This window comes from Gynuella sunshinyii YC6258 (assembly GCF_000940805.1).
GTDB lineage: Bacteria > Pseudomonadota > Gammaproteobacteria > Pseudomonadales > Natronospirillaceae > Gynuella > Gynuella sunshinyii.
Window position 1 is genome coordinate 5,331,758 of record NZ_CP007142.1, and the last position, 14,757, is coordinate 5,346,514.

Annotated in this window: 7 protein-coding genes; 2 read left to right on the forward strand and 5 right to left on the reverse strand. The window is 47.3% G+C overall.

Going from position 1 to position 14,757, the window contains the following annotated elements:
• Positions 1-532: 532 nt before the first annotated feature.
• The 5 genes from YC6258_RS22365 to YC6258_RS22385 form a co-directional block, all read right to left on the reverse strand.
• Positions 533-1,903, reverse strand: a complete 1,371-nt coding sequence (locus YC6258_RS22365; protein WP_052830488.1) for a cellulase family glycosylhydrolase — start codon at positions 1,901-1,903, stop codon at positions 533-535.
• Between the two features lie 793 nt (positions 1,904-2,696).
• Entirely contained in the window at positions 2,697-3,557 is an 861-nt protein-coding gene (locus YC6258_RS22370; protein WP_052830489.1) for an HDOD domain-containing protein, read from the reverse strand.
• A 1,304-nt stretch (positions 3,558-4,861) separates the two neighbouring features.
• Positions 4,862-5,836 carry an NAD(P)-dependent alcohol dehydrogenase gene (locus YC6258_RS22375; protein ID WP_044620315.1) on the reverse strand — a complete coding sequence of 325 codons (975 nt, stop codon included), beginning with the start codon at positions 5,834-5,836 and terminating at the stop codon, positions 4,862-4,864.
• 142 nt (positions 5,837-5,978) lie between these two features.
• Entirely contained in the window at positions 5,979-6,539 is a 561-nt protein-coding gene (locus YC6258_RS22380; RefSeq protein WP_044618881.1) for an outer membrane beta-barrel protein, read from the reverse strand.
• A gap of 236 nt (positions 6,540-6,775) precedes the next feature.
• Positions 6,776-9,409 (reverse strand): winged helix-turn-helix domain-containing protein, encoded by a 2,634-nt coding sequence (locus YC6258_RS22385; protein WP_044618882.1) that lies wholly within the window; start codon positions 9,407-9,409, stop codon positions 6,776-6,778.
• A 180-nt stretch (positions 9,410-9,589) separates the two neighbouring features.
• Between YC6258_RS22385 and YC6258_RS22390 the strand changes: the two genes are divergently transcribed.
• Both YC6258_RS22390 and YC6258_RS27645 read left to right on the forward strand, forming a co-directional pair.
• Positions 9,590-11,992 carry a sensor domain-containing protein gene (locus YC6258_RS22390; protein ID WP_052830490.1) on the forward strand — a complete coding sequence of 801 codons (2,403 nt, stop codon included), beginning with the start codon at positions 9,590-9,592 and terminating at the stop codon, positions 11,990-11,992.
• A 188-nt stretch (positions 11,993-12,180) separates the two neighbouring features.
• On the forward strand, positions 12,181-14,586 hold the full coding sequence (locus YC6258_RS27645; RefSeq protein ID WP_052830491.1) for a putative bifunctional diguanylate cyclase/phosphodiesterase: 2,406 nt from the start codon (positions 12,181-12,183) through the stop codon (positions 14,584-14,586).
• The last annotated feature ends 171 nt before the right edge of the window (positions 14,587-14,757 follow it).

The following is a 14,757-nucleotide window of genomic DNA, read 5'->3' on the forward strand; positions in this document are numbered from 1 at the left end:
AACAGGTATTCCTGTCAATTGCCCCAAAACAGAGCGAGCGTATCCATATATGATCGGTCGAAAATATTATCGACTATCATTTACAAGACAAACTCCTGAAGCATTTTCATACAGTCATGCCAGGCTTCGAATTTTTTTCCAATACTCAATGCCGTCATAGCTGAAATAAAATTGCCTCTTCGGGAGATAGGAGTACCGTGTTTCATAAAACTTTTCAAGCCCGTTAATAGTTTTTAATCAAAATATTATTATTATTTTTAACATATTATTAGATATCGTTTATTTTAATCTTTTAAACCTGATAACCAAACAGTAAGCACACCAGGAAATCAATTTCAGGAGCATTGCAAATCGGTAAATTTACTCCTTCATTCCATGAAAATTATTTAGTTTTTTTATGAGAGCGAGAGTGAGGACCAGAAATAAATTATCATGGTCATATCCGCGGTAGAAGAGTGAAGCCCGGCCGAGATACTCTTACAGCCTGTAGATTTTCGCCGGGCCTGATGATAGTCAAATAACCAAATATATATTAGTTACCAGAACAGGATGGTGAGATAAAACTGCCGTCGTGATTGCCCTGAACCCCAAAGTAAGTACTGCTACCAACGCCCAGGCTACCATTCCAACTGGCATTATTTGCCAGAACCTTCAAGCCATCAGCAGTCAAATCTGCATTCCAGAAGTTAACCAGCTCAGGCGCTTCTTCATATTCCAGGCTAACTTGCCAGTGCTCAACAGGCGCAGTGCTGATGTTGGTGACTTTAACCTCAAGCTGATAACCCGTACCCCATGTATACGCAGCAGTCACTTCACAAGAGACCAAGGAGTCGGCATTGCCGTTATCACCGCCGTTATCACCGCCGTTATCACCGCCATTGTCGCCACCGTCACCGCCATCGGCAAATACCGTTGCTGGCTGAGCAGTAGCCCGAATACCGTTTTCGCCGTTGATCAAACGATCGCCCCACTCAGAAAGGTTATTCAGATTAAAATCAATCGTAATATCAAGCAGTGCAGATTCCGCACTACCGGAATTTCCAGACCATGACCAACCGATATAACCAAGTCCCATTTCCTCAGAAAGAGCCATAATGGAGTCCACATCCACACTGGCCCCCTGATAACCAACAGACGCAAACTCGCCGATTACTAAAGGAACCTGATTGTTTTCCAGGAACTGAGTAATATAGTTATATACCGTACTATGGTCAGGGTATATCTGATACATATGCACACTGAAGACGGTATTTTGCAAAACGTCTGCACTCGCAACTGTAGCCGCATTATTGAGCATAACCCGCTCCCAATCCTGCCCCCAGCTAGGTGCGTCAACCAGCAGAGTATGCGTCAGCCCGGCATCCCGAAGGCGACGAATGGCATCCATATGGTCATTAATCCAGACACTCGAAGATACATTATTGCCAATTGGTTCATTTCCGATGTTAATGATGACGTAGTCTTCTTCACCTTCCAGCACGCTGGCGATATCCAGCCAGTAATCCACGGCACTATCAAGAGAAGCAGCCGCACTCTCTTCGCCGTAACCGGTGGTATCATGTACCTCCAGTACGGCAATCATCTTGTGCGCTTTTAATTGTTGGATGATATCTGCGACGTCACTGGCTGAGTTCCGGTTCCAACGGTAACCATTACTCAGAACAACTCTGACAGTATTTGCCTTGACACTAGCAATATCCTCTATTGCCTGAGTGGTTCGACTGGTGAACCAGGTATGAGAATGGTTAATTCCACGCATGACAAAAGGGTTACCATTACCATCCAGCAGCTGAGTTCCAGAAACTGAAAATCCAGCTTGACAGGATAATGAAATCATCATAATGGCAGCTGTTTGCCAAAGTGCTTTAACACAAAAATTTCCCGGGAAACGAAAATTTTGCATGAGCATATTCTCCAATTTAGTAGTAGTTATTTGATACCCCTGCCGAACAACGTACACCCCTGCTTACTGTATTAAGGTTTCTGCAATACCAACGCGCAGGATGCTTTGGTCTGATCATTGTCAGGTGGGCGGATATAAACCATAGGTCGAAGCAAATCCATTCAGCTTTACGTACAACAATTAGAATCGACATACTTCCGAATACGTCACTTTTGTACTACAGCTCGGTTAAAAACCACGTATACAGGAAGTATTCTGAACTGACTTAAGCGGGGGCGGCCGGTGAGTTGATCAGGTATTGCACAACAATGCCTGAAATCTAAAACGCTCGCGTCGCAAGTGACAGTAACGCTTTGAGGACTATTCAAATGCATACAGTCACTATGCTCTAAGAAATAAGCCTGCCTTACTGGTTGTCGATATTTCGCTAAACCGGCAAATAACCTTCATACAGATTCATACTTAGAAATAACAAGAGTTGTCATGCAACGAGAAAAGGATTCTTCAGACAAACCTGCCCCAACCAGCAACTCAGGCCCTGGAATATAGCAATTCATTCAGAGGGTCAAAATAGCTTATTCAGGCCGAAGATAGTGAAGACAAAACGGGGGTAAGGGGACCTCAATGTTGCAAGTCAGCATGATGTCTACTCTAGCGGGAGAAAGTCGGAATATTTCGATACTCTGGCAATGATCTGGTTTTCCTGAAATTCCTGAAAACACAAATACAGGCCGGCTTGAGACAGCCAAAATCAAGATCTATTTGCGCGGTATCAAAATGACAAAAGCGACCACTAAACCGCCAGCAATTTCTGTATCGACCGAATTTCTTCCTCGTGATCATTGACCACAGCCAGGATCCCATACCGATCAACAACTTGAGCCGCCTGCGGCAATTTTCGATAAGCTGCCACTTCAGTGATCGGGGGCAATTGATGCCCTGAGTTAGTTCGCTTCAAAGCGCAATATAAACCCAAATTAACCACATCAGCGATACTCAACTGATCAGAAAGACTATCAAACCAGCAGCCACTGGACTTTATGACGTGAATCACCTGATCATCAAGCATCCATTTTTTTAACATGATGGCCGCCAGACTCTTGCCATACTCTTTGCACAGCTGATCAAACTCATCCGTACTGGGAAAATCACTCACCTCTTTTAGAGCGCTAAGTATCGCCAATGTCCCCAGCTCTATCAGCAACCCGGCCATAAGAACCTCTTCGACATTGACACGGGTATATTTTTTAGCCAACAGAGCACTGATTCCGGAAGTCAAAACCGCACGTTCCCAAACCTGGCTATAAACTTTTTTCATACGGATGGAACGAAATACGAACAGACTCTTGATCGAATATACCATAGCAAGACGGTCAACTTTCTCTCTACCCAGTACCCCTACAATCGCACTGACAGTACTGGGCGGATGAGCTCTGTTATAGAGCGGACTCGCTACAGCTGACACCAGCAGTGCCACAAAACCGGGATCGCGGGAGCAGATTGCTGCCAATGCTTCGTTGCCGAGGTCAGGGTTCTGCACAGCTTTGCGTAACTCGAACGTGGATGCAGGTAATGATGGCAACTGAGCAGGGTCCGCCATCACTTGCTGTATGACAGAACGGTAAACGTTGGAAAGATGATCAAAGTAAGTCATTATAATTTGCGCCGGTTGAGACCAATACGCCAGCCCGGCCACACCTCTATACCCGAAATGGCACTATACATTTATCAATGAATAACTTGTCCATACAGTGCCGATTCAAACGGTTTACGGCCAGACAAGCAACGGTTATATCACGGATATTCTCTGGCTCCCAACAGTCATCTGACCAACTTGCTGCTGATTTCCTAAAAAAACCGGCAACTCACTGTTTTAATTGCAATTCATACGTTTTTGAGCAATAGCAACAAGGGATCTCTGAAAGGATATTTACCTGCCTGTCTTCAATATTATGAAAACTGGGTCCCTGACTACAAACGACAAATTCATAGCCACATTCGGTTGTTGAAATATTTTCATTGCGAACAACTTATTTTTCATTTTCCAGGTAAATTTAGATCGGCCAAAAGCAAGACAAAAAACTCACAAAAATTAACATTTTATTGTGCAAATTTTACATCCCTGAACAATTTATTAACAAAATAAGTTTTTTTGCCGTATCAAAAAAAATTTTTACCTGATCTCACCGACCCAAAAACCAATCTTTAAAAAACAAACTAATTATCAAGACAACTAAAACAAAAACTCAAAAAAAAGATAAAATTGTAAAAAAAATGAAAGACCATTTCGTTTGTTTTTTAAATCCTAAAAACATCCGCATAGAGGCAATAATGCACCGAATGACAGTCCATTTATAGGAAAAAAGCCAACACACCCGCCGAAAAACAGGCCATTTTATGTAAAAAAACACTAGATTTAGAAAATCATCAGACAAAGAATTTCGGATATCAACTAATCACAATAGTCAATAGAGAAATACAAAAGACATTTCAATAAGCTTTTTTTAAGAGAACAAATCAGGCACACCAGAAATCTTAAATTTGTCTCTCTTCCAGGAAAATGAATCACAAATAAAAATGTAGAGCATTGAATTTCAGTCATCCGACAAACATGGCACTGTACAACCGTTGTATGACGATTAACCCGGCAAGCATTTATGCCGGGTTAATCGTGTGAAGCAGGGATGCGTCAAGGTGTCGGACCACATCATTGGCCTTAGCCAATGCGAGTCCCGGGAAATCAAGCAGTCTGAGGATTCGGTATTTAGCAAAACACTGCCAGGTTTCTCGGGACGACAAACTAATAGATCAGGATGATCTGTTTGGTTGCCAGGTTAATAGTGTGACTGACGAGAGAAAGCACAATCACTGACAAAACACATCAACAACCGAAGCCTCAGCAAATCCCGCAAAAAGATCCATAACACAACCGGTTTGCACACAGTTTGTTGATCCTGCTCACTGGATAACAATAACCACGTTGCCGCGTTTATGCCCGGCATCCACATAGCCGTGAGCTTCAACAATCTGCTCTATGAAATATTGGCGATCAATGACCGGCCGGAATACACCGGTTTCCATTAATCGAGCCAGGAAGCGCAAGTCCTCGGCACTCTCACGGGCGACCCCTGTCACCAGTCGTCGCCCTCTGCGTCGTGACACCAGCAATGCTTTCCAGTTATCGGCAAGATCAGCCACGACTGCCAACAATCGCCCCTGAGCAGACAACGATTGTTTTGATCGTGGCCAGGGAGCCGTTCCTACCGCATCCAGGATCAGATCATAAGTTTCACCATTGTCGGTGAAGTCTTCACAATGGTAATCAATTACCCTGTCAGCGCCCAAACTCAGGACCAGATCTGAGTTGGCACGACTGCACACCGCAGTCACGTCTGCACCAAAATATTTGGCCAGCTGAACCGCTGCCGTCCCTACGGCTCCCGAGGCACCATTGACCAGCACCTTGTGACCACGATGGATATCGCCAAGACGACGCAGAAAATCCAATGCCGTGGTTCCGCCGAAAGCCAGGCAGGCCGCCTGTTCATAATTGGCATTAATCGGCTTGTGGGCAATCGCATCCGTTTCGCCCAACGTACAATATTCGGCATGCCCACCGAGTCGTCTTCCGGTGAGAGCAAAGACCTGATCACCGGGTTGGAATCGAGTGACATCAACACCTGTGGCAATCACCTCACCGGCAACTTCGACACCCAGAACAGGCTTTCTGGGTCGAAAAAAACCGAATGCCAGACGGAGTATCAGACGATAGCCTCTGGGCACTGACAAACTGCGGATACGCCAGTCAGCAGCGCTGACAGTACTGGCATGCACTTTAATCAACACCTCATTGGCTTTCGGAACCGGGGTTTCAATATCCCTGATCGCAACCACCTCGGGGGCTCCGTATTGCTCAAAAACAGCAGCTTTCATCACATCCCTCCCATTTCGTCGATTTGTATAACAAGGCGACAACAAAGATTCATTTTTGTTCTGCAAATAAAACCGAAAAATGATCATTCAAGAAATTTTCCGGCTTCAGATACAGATAAACAAATACCAGCCGTTATCTGACTTACCAGTGATATCCAAGGCTGATACCAGCATTAATGCCACCACCATTACGATCATCACCCGCAAGATTAACTTCAGCATAGGAATAACGGACATCGACACCCATCTTGAACTGACGGCTCAGATTCACCTGTACGCCGGTACCGAGCCATACGCCGGCACCACGGTCTTCATATTTTACGGTGCTGTCAGTTCGAACCTCCTCCTCTGCATAAACCAACGCCAGACCACCACCTATATAGGGCGTGAACAACCCTTCACTCAGATCACAATATTTCCGTAAACCAATATGTGCCTCGGCGGTATAGTCGGTCACACCCACGGGCCCATCGTCTTTCTCATGACCAGTACCAAAGACATCGAAGGCCAGACTGACGGGCCAGCTCTGAGGCCTGATATCCAGCAATATTCCGATAGAATCCTGCTCATCATGATGTGACCAGTCATCTCCCAACCATTTGTGCCCCACTACACCACCGATGTTTCCGGTCGCCAGTGTGATTGGCGCAGCCAGGGTCAGCAGTGAATAAAAGCCTAGTTGAGTGAATGTATGTTTGCTCATGATTACATCTCCATTGTGTCATTAAACTGATGTTCAGCAGCACTTTACGAAGGCCACTGATCATTATCCCGATAACCTTCGGCGAGTTTGGAAGCTCCGGTTAGCAGAAACGTTATTTCGTGCTGAACCAGGCCACCACGCTATACAGGTAACGGGTTCGAACTAGAGATTAATCCGCTGAAGAGTGCTTCACATCACCACATGTGGTGATTTTGAGGGTGATCAGGATGGAGAGCTCAGGAGATCAGGCCCAGTTGCCGGGCCAGAGTAACAGCCGCCCGGCGGTTATTTACATCGAGCTTTTGATAAATGTTCTTGGTATGAGTACGCAGCGTATTCAAAGAGACAAACAACCGGTCAGCGATCTGCGGACCACTCAGGTCGCCAGCCAAAAGAGTCAATACCTCCAGTTCGCGCTCGCTCAAAGACTCGCCCAATAACTGCCCTGCTGGCGCAGCAGTTGTCATGATCACCGTTGCCAATGATTCAAATTCAGCAGTGATAGCCAGGTAACCTGCCTGGTGGACAAGACTCATGGCACGGGTAGATGTCTGCGCTGCCAATTGCGGCTGACCGGCCAGCCTTTGAGTCAGGGATTGCAACCACAGAATTTCAATGAAAGATCCATCCCGTTTGCCAGCCTCAGCCGCCTGCCTCATCCTGCTCAGCATCGCCTGCAGGTCAACCAGCGTCCCTTGCTGCCAGCGTTCCGGTTGTAAAAGATACCATCGGGCCAACGTCAGGTATTCGAATTCACGAGGATAAGGAATGTCATCCGACAATTGCAAACCAACGCTGTCGGCCCAATCCGCTACCCGCCTGAACATTCCCTGGGCCAGCCACAACCGTGCCTGCCAGGCGGATACCGGACGAACATCCGGAGCCGGACCAGCCAACTGCAACTGCGCGGCCTGAACCAACAATTCACCCGCGTCCGCAAACTGCCCTTGAATCTGTCTGATCCGTGCCATAACAATGTACCAGCGATGTCGGGATTCCAGCAGTCCGGCCGGCTCACCAAGTTCGCGGCTGCGATTCAACTGTTCGATGGCAGCTTGCAATTCGCCTCTCTCCAACAGAATTTCACTTACGAGCACATGTACATCGGCCGTTCCCTGAGGAACCCAATCTCCCTCCCAATCTCTCTGACCGAACGCCTGTTGCAAAACACTCTGACACGTTTCATAGGCCTGTTGCAGACGCCCGAGGGCCATTTCGGTTTCGGCCTGCAAATAACTCGCGCTGATGATCGCACTGATGTCCATCGATACTTTCATACTGGCCACGCCATCACTGATCGCCTGTCGGGCAGCAATAACATCCCCCATATTCCACTGGGCGAGTCCGAGCAGCACACCGGCAGAACCGCGCCAGACAGAATCCTGTTCGGGCAGACTCTCAAGCGCTCGGTGGGCATATTCAATAATGCCGGCAAAATCTCCCGTTGCTCCGGCGTAATAGGCCCGTCCTATCGCCACGATCCCGGGTATCTGCGCCAGGGCCAACTGATTTGACGTACACACGGCCTCCGCCTGTCCGGTATCCATGGACAAAATCCGTGTTTCTGCAGTCGACAAATAAGAATCAGCACGATCCAGATCGGTGGACAACAGAATCAACCCAAAATAACCGCTGAGCACCGGCCGATTACGAATAACTGCGTCCGGCAACTGTTGCATCCAGTTCAGAAACAGGTGTTCCGAGGCAATCAGACGTAAGGTCGGCCAGCAACATTCCACCAGGTCTGCGGCACGCTCATAATCGAAAGCCCGCAACGCATGATGAATGGCATCCTCAAAATCGTCCTGTTGTTCGAACCACACACTGGCCCGCAGATGCTGTAATGCAGATGATTCATATTCAGCCTGCAAGCGCGTCTGCAAGACTTCTGCAAATAAATGGTGATAGCGATACCAACGGCGCTCATCATCCAGTGGAATAACAAACAGATTAAGCTGTTCCAGAGACCTCAGCACTTGCCTGCCATTGGTTTGTCCGGTAACGGCATCGCACAGATCTCCAGACAACCGTTCCAATATGGATGTCTGCAACAGAAAACTGCACAGGGATGCCGACTGTTGCTGCAGTACTTCCTCCACCAGATAATCCATAACAAACCGGTGGCTGCCAGTGAAAGCCTGAATAAATGCCTCGCTGTCATCGCGCCCCTGCAATGATAACGCCGCCATTTGTAAGCCGGCTATCCATCCTTCGGTACGCGTTTTCAGTGCCTGAATATCTGCTTCGCGCAGGTTGAGCTGCATGGTATGGCTCAGAAACTCCGCCGCCTCGGCAGTACTGAATCGCAAATCAGGGGCACGCAACTCTGTCATTTCTCCTCTCACTCGCCAACGTGCCAGTGGAATACCCGGATCTTCACGGGTGCAGATAACCACATGCGCATTGGCAGGTAACCGCTCAATCAGAAAGCCAAGGGCGGTATCCACTTCCTCCTGATCGATAACATGATAATCGTCCAGCACAAGCGCAAACTCCGCACCGAATGCAGTCAGATCATTCAACAGACCGGTCAAGATTGTTTCCATCGCCGGTAGTTGCGACGATTGCAGCAATGCCATCGTCCGAGCCGTACAGCGCTTGTCGATAGTGGTCAATGCGGCAACGAGATAGCGGATAAACCGTAACGTTTCAGCATCAGCCGCTTCAAGCGAAAGCCAGGCACCAGCACACTCCCACTGCCCCATCCACTCATTGATCAACGTGCTTTTACCAAATCCGGCCGGTGCGGAAACCAGTGTCAGACGACCATGCAAACCGGCATTCAGACGCTCAATCAGATCCCGGCGAAACACCCGACCCTGCCTGAGTGGCGGCCGGTATAACTTACTCGCAAGAATGGTATCGGGCATAGTGAGCAGAATTCCCTGGACAATGAACACTGGAAAGTCATAAAAACGGTTTAAGTGCTTTTTTAGGGTTCCAGTACGGCATTTGTCAACCATGCAATACGGTTTTAAGCCGCAATTCTAAGTTGACCGGAATGGGAAGATACCGTATTGATATCCAACTCCTTACACCAAGAGCTTTTTATGGTCGCACTCTATATTGCTCACGTGGTGCTATATGCGTTGTTCGCGTGGTACTTTTTAAGACTCCCGAATGCTATTCGCGAGGTCTCCTTTTATGGCTACCTGACGGCGCTGCTGATTCTTGGCGGATTTCTGGGCTCAATCTACTCAATTCCCATTAGCGAACACATCCTGCTATCTGGCGGAAATCTGCTGTATGGCGCCTTTATGATGACCGTCACGCTGTTCGTTCTGGCAGAAGCCAATCTGATCATTCTCAAGCACGTGATAAGACTGGTCATCATTGCTGACCTGTTTAATTTTCTACTGGCCCGGCTGATGAATTTCTCGCTCAGCCAGCCCGGCATCGTCAATACGTTCAATGTTCCGGCCGGCCCGTTCGAAGTATCCGCAGCTTTTATTGTTCTCGGCGGGGTTCTGATCATTCTGGAACTACTGTTCCTGACCATCACGTTTGAATGGCTGCGCAAATATATTCGCCAAAAAAACATATTGGCATTTTGCTACATTCTGCTGTTCATAGGGGTCATTTGCGCCGATGGTACTTTGTTCCCACTGATTGCCTTTGGTCCGAATGCCGAGGTACTACAGATTATCATCGGCAATCTGCCGGGTAAGATCCTGCTGGCCAGTTCATTCAGCGTTCCACTGTATCTGTTTGTCATTTTCTACCGCGAACGATTTGAACGCTATATCCATCAAGCACCATTTGAGTGGTCGCTGATGATTCAGAACAGTGGCCAGCTGATGCAGGAAATGGCTCATCACAAACGTCTGCAACAGCAGTCCAGCGCATTTTTTGAACACTCCTCGGAAGGTATCGTCGTCACCGACGCCAACTTTGAAATTAAAGACGCCAACCCGGCGTTTTTGCAGATGACCGGCTATCAACAGCTTCCACAGATCAATCTCTGGACAATCGTCACCCAGGTGGAAAAAGAGTCGGTATCCAAACAACTGCAAAACGGCCACAGCCTGCAGCTTGAGGCTTGTATCATCAGCCGGGACGGCACCCCGCGATCCACGATGATGTCAATCAGTCCGCTGTTTGAACAAGGTCGACTGGTCAATCATGTCACGTCTCTGGTGAACATTGATGACCTTAAGAATATTCAACAACGTCTGGCGTTTCTGGCAGAACATGATGTCACCACAGAACTACCCAATCGCCGCGCTCTGGAACAAACAATTACCACCATTACCACCGACACGGCATTGATGATCGTCGATCTGGATCACTTTAAAGATGTTAACGACAGTTATGGCCACCCAATGGGAGATCATGTTCTGGTAGAAACAGCACAACGACTGCTGGCGATAAATGAGGGACAATGGTTTCGTATCGGTGGTGATGAATTTGCTGTTCTGCTCGACACCAATACCAACACCCAATCACTGCTCACCTATGCCGGTACTGTCCAGCAGCAACTTGTGCCGGTATTCGAACTACCCAACCACGCCCGCATACACATATCCGCGAGTATCGGTGTCAGCCGTTATCCACAACTGTGCAAAACACCGGAACAACTGTTACAACAGGCCGACGTCGCATTGTATCAGGCCAAACAAACCAAGCGTGGCAGTTTTACGCTGTACAGTCAGGACATGAGCGAAACTCTGAAACAACGACTGGAAATGGAAAATGCACTCAGAGATGCTCTGCAGCACGGTCATCTGACGGTCTATTTTCAACCACAGTGCAATGTTCAAAATGGTCATGTAACCGGTGCCGAGGCGTTGGTCCGCTGGCTTGATCCTGATAAGGGATTGATTCCGCCATCAGACTTTATCCGTTTGGCAGAAGAAACGGGACTCATCGAACAGATCGGTGAACTGGTTTTGCGCCAAACCTGTGAATTGGGAACAGAGTGGCGCGCCCGCAACCTGCCTGCGCTGAAACTTTCCGTCAACATTTCTCCTTACCAGTTACGTTTTGTCAATCTGGTGGATATGACCCGGCGCATTCTGGCAGAAACCGGTTTTACCGCCGAATGGCTGGAGCTGGAAATGACCGAAAGCGCACTGATGGAACGGGAACAAGAAGTCATTCCACAACTGGTGGCGCTACAGGAAATGGGAATCAGCATTGCTATCGACGACTTTGGAACCGGTTATTCCTCCTTGGCTTATTTAAAAAATTTCCCTCTCGACACCTTAAAGATAGACCGTAGTTTTCTTGAAGGAATTCCCGCCAACCGCGATAGCCGACAATTGACACAAACCATCATCAGCCTCGGCCATAACCTGAATTATAAAATTGTGGCAGAAGGGGTTGAAACACAAGCCCAGCTGGACTTTCTCAAACAACTGGGCTGTGACACTTACCAAGGCTATCTGAAAAGCCCGCCGCTACCCGTGCAGGCGTTTATGAAACTGATTGATCCGCAACAACAGCGGGCTTAAGTAAGGCAAGAGCTTGACAGGTGATATTTTTTGTTCATTTTTGCCCCCTTACAACAGACTTATGACATCAATTGTCATAATTTTTCAGGCAATCGATATTTCCGGCAGTAAACGATACCTAGAGTTTGACCCAAGCGCGACGATATCGTATTCATAACGCCCCCTAGTACTAATGAATGATTCCCAATATGCCTGAACTTTATATAGCTCATGTTGTGCTATATGCCTCATTTGCGCTTTATCTGGTCAGTCTGCCGAACTTCGTCCGTGAAGTTGCATTTTATGTCTATCTGACAGCGCTGATTATCCTGGCTGAATTTGTAGGGCGTACTTATACCGTTCCCATAACTGATAGCCTCTCAGTCTCCGGCCATAACCTCTTTTATAGCGGATTGTTGATGACCATCATGATATTCCATATCGTCGAACCGTATCTGATTGTCTATAAACATATGCTACGGAAATTTTTATTGATTACCCTGTTCAGCGTGGTGTTGATAGAACTCCGGCATGGCATATTATTTTTTAATCCCGGCATACAACCGGCACATCATATCAACCCGTCACTGACCGCGTTGCTGTCAGGATTTGCATTTACCCTACTTAAAATAGTGGTATTAATTTATCTTCTGACCATAATGCGCAAACTTGTCCGCCAACCAGTGTTACTGGCAGCCACTGACATTACCGTGTTTATCACCATTCTGTTGCTGGATGGCGAATTGGACTCATTAGCAAATTACGACAATATGCTTTTCCCGACGACGACTGATATTTCTGCCAGACTGACACTGGCCATATCATTCAGTCTGCCGCTGTTATTGTTCTTCATTCTCTACTGGCCCAAATTCATCCTCTATATTCGTGGACACACCATATCACGCACACTTGACACAATGACGGATGACCGGTTGATGACATTAGCGGTCAAAAGCGAACGTCTGCAGCAAATATCCTCGGCATTCTTTCAGCATTCCTCAGAAGGAGTCGTGGTGACAGACCGTTTTTATACTATCGAAGAAATGAATCCGGCATTTTGCGGAGTTACCGGACTAAAACCCGGCGCTCACATACACTTCTGGGATATTATTCAAATTGATGACAACAAAAGCATCCTGAAACAACTTGATGCCGGTCAAAGTATCTGTACCGAGGCATACATCGTAACCTTCAGTCATACTCTCAAAGATATCATGGCATCGATCAGTCCGATCTTTGAGGAGAATCGAATTGTTGGTTATGTAGCTACACTGCTGCGTATCGATGAATTAAAGAACACTCAAAAACGACTCACCTTTCTGGCAGATCACGATATCACCACTTGCCTTGCTAACCGACGCTCCCTTGAGCAACTACTGAGCAAGATAAAGAAATATGATTGTGCCACTCTGATCATTCTGGACCTTGATCACTTCAAAGACGTCAATGACAGCTATGGCCACCCGCTGGGAGATGAAGTTCTGAAAGAAGTGGCCATGCGACTGCAACAAAACGACGATTTTTCCCGAAAATGGTTCCGGATCGGCGGCGATGAATTCGCCTGCCTGGTCATGGAAGATATCAGCATCGAACAGGCTTCTGAGTTTACCGGTCACTGCCTGAGTCTGTTACACAAGCCGGCGCTGACCCTTTCCAATCTCGCCAAAGTCCACATTTCTGCGAGCGCCGGCATTACCCAGTATCCCGCCATCAGCTCAAGTCCGTCATTGCTATTGCAACATGCCGACGCCGCCCTGTATCAGGCGAAACAAACCAAACGCGGCAGCTGGCTACTGTACAGCAAGGATATCTCCGATTCCCTGCGGGAACGGCTGAAAACCGAATCTGCCCTGCGCGAAGCCGTCAACAACAATCTGCTGGAGGTCTATCTGCAACCACAGTGCGATGTTAAAACCGGAAATATTACCGGCGCTGAAGCCCTGCTCCGCTGGCGGACTCCTGAATGCGGAATGATTCCTACGGACCAATACATCAGGCTGGCAGAAGAAACCGGATTGATTGAAATGATTGGCGAACAAGTCTTAACCAAAACCTGTGAACAGGGCCGGCAATGGCTGGATCAGGGATTACCTCCGATCAAATTATCGGTCAACGTATCACCGTATCAGCTGCGGTTTGTAAACTTAGTGGAGGTAACAAAAAATATCCTGCAACAAACCCGTTTTCCGCCACACTTGCTCGAACTGGAAATCACCGAGAGCACTTTAATGGAACGGGAAAAGGATATTATCCCGCAGCTCCAAACATTACGGGATATGGGCATCAGCATTGCAATTGATGACTTTGGTACCGGGTATTCATCACTGGCACACCTGAAAAACTTTCCCTTCAATACCTTAAAGATCGACCGCAGTTTTATCGAAGGTATTCCCTCCGATCCGGACAGTGTCGACCTGACGCAGACGATCATCTCACTGGGGCACCGCCTCAATTTCAATATGATCGCTGAAGGTGTTGAGACTGAAGAACAGCTCGCGTTTTTGCGTCAAAACCATTGTGAAACTTATCAGGGTTACCTTAAAAGTCCGGCTGTGGAAATGCGAGAATTTGCAGTATTACTGGAGCGGGAAAATACCCGACTTAATCGATCATAAATGAACAGCGTTTTGCAGACGAGACGATTTCCACCATTTATTCGACACCAGAATTTATTTTTCCATATCTGTTTCAAATCCTTTTCCTTAATTTATTTTGTGTGATAAATTAATTACCGGAACATCAAAAACGTTCCGGTAATTTTTTCCTTTTCAAAAACAACAACATAG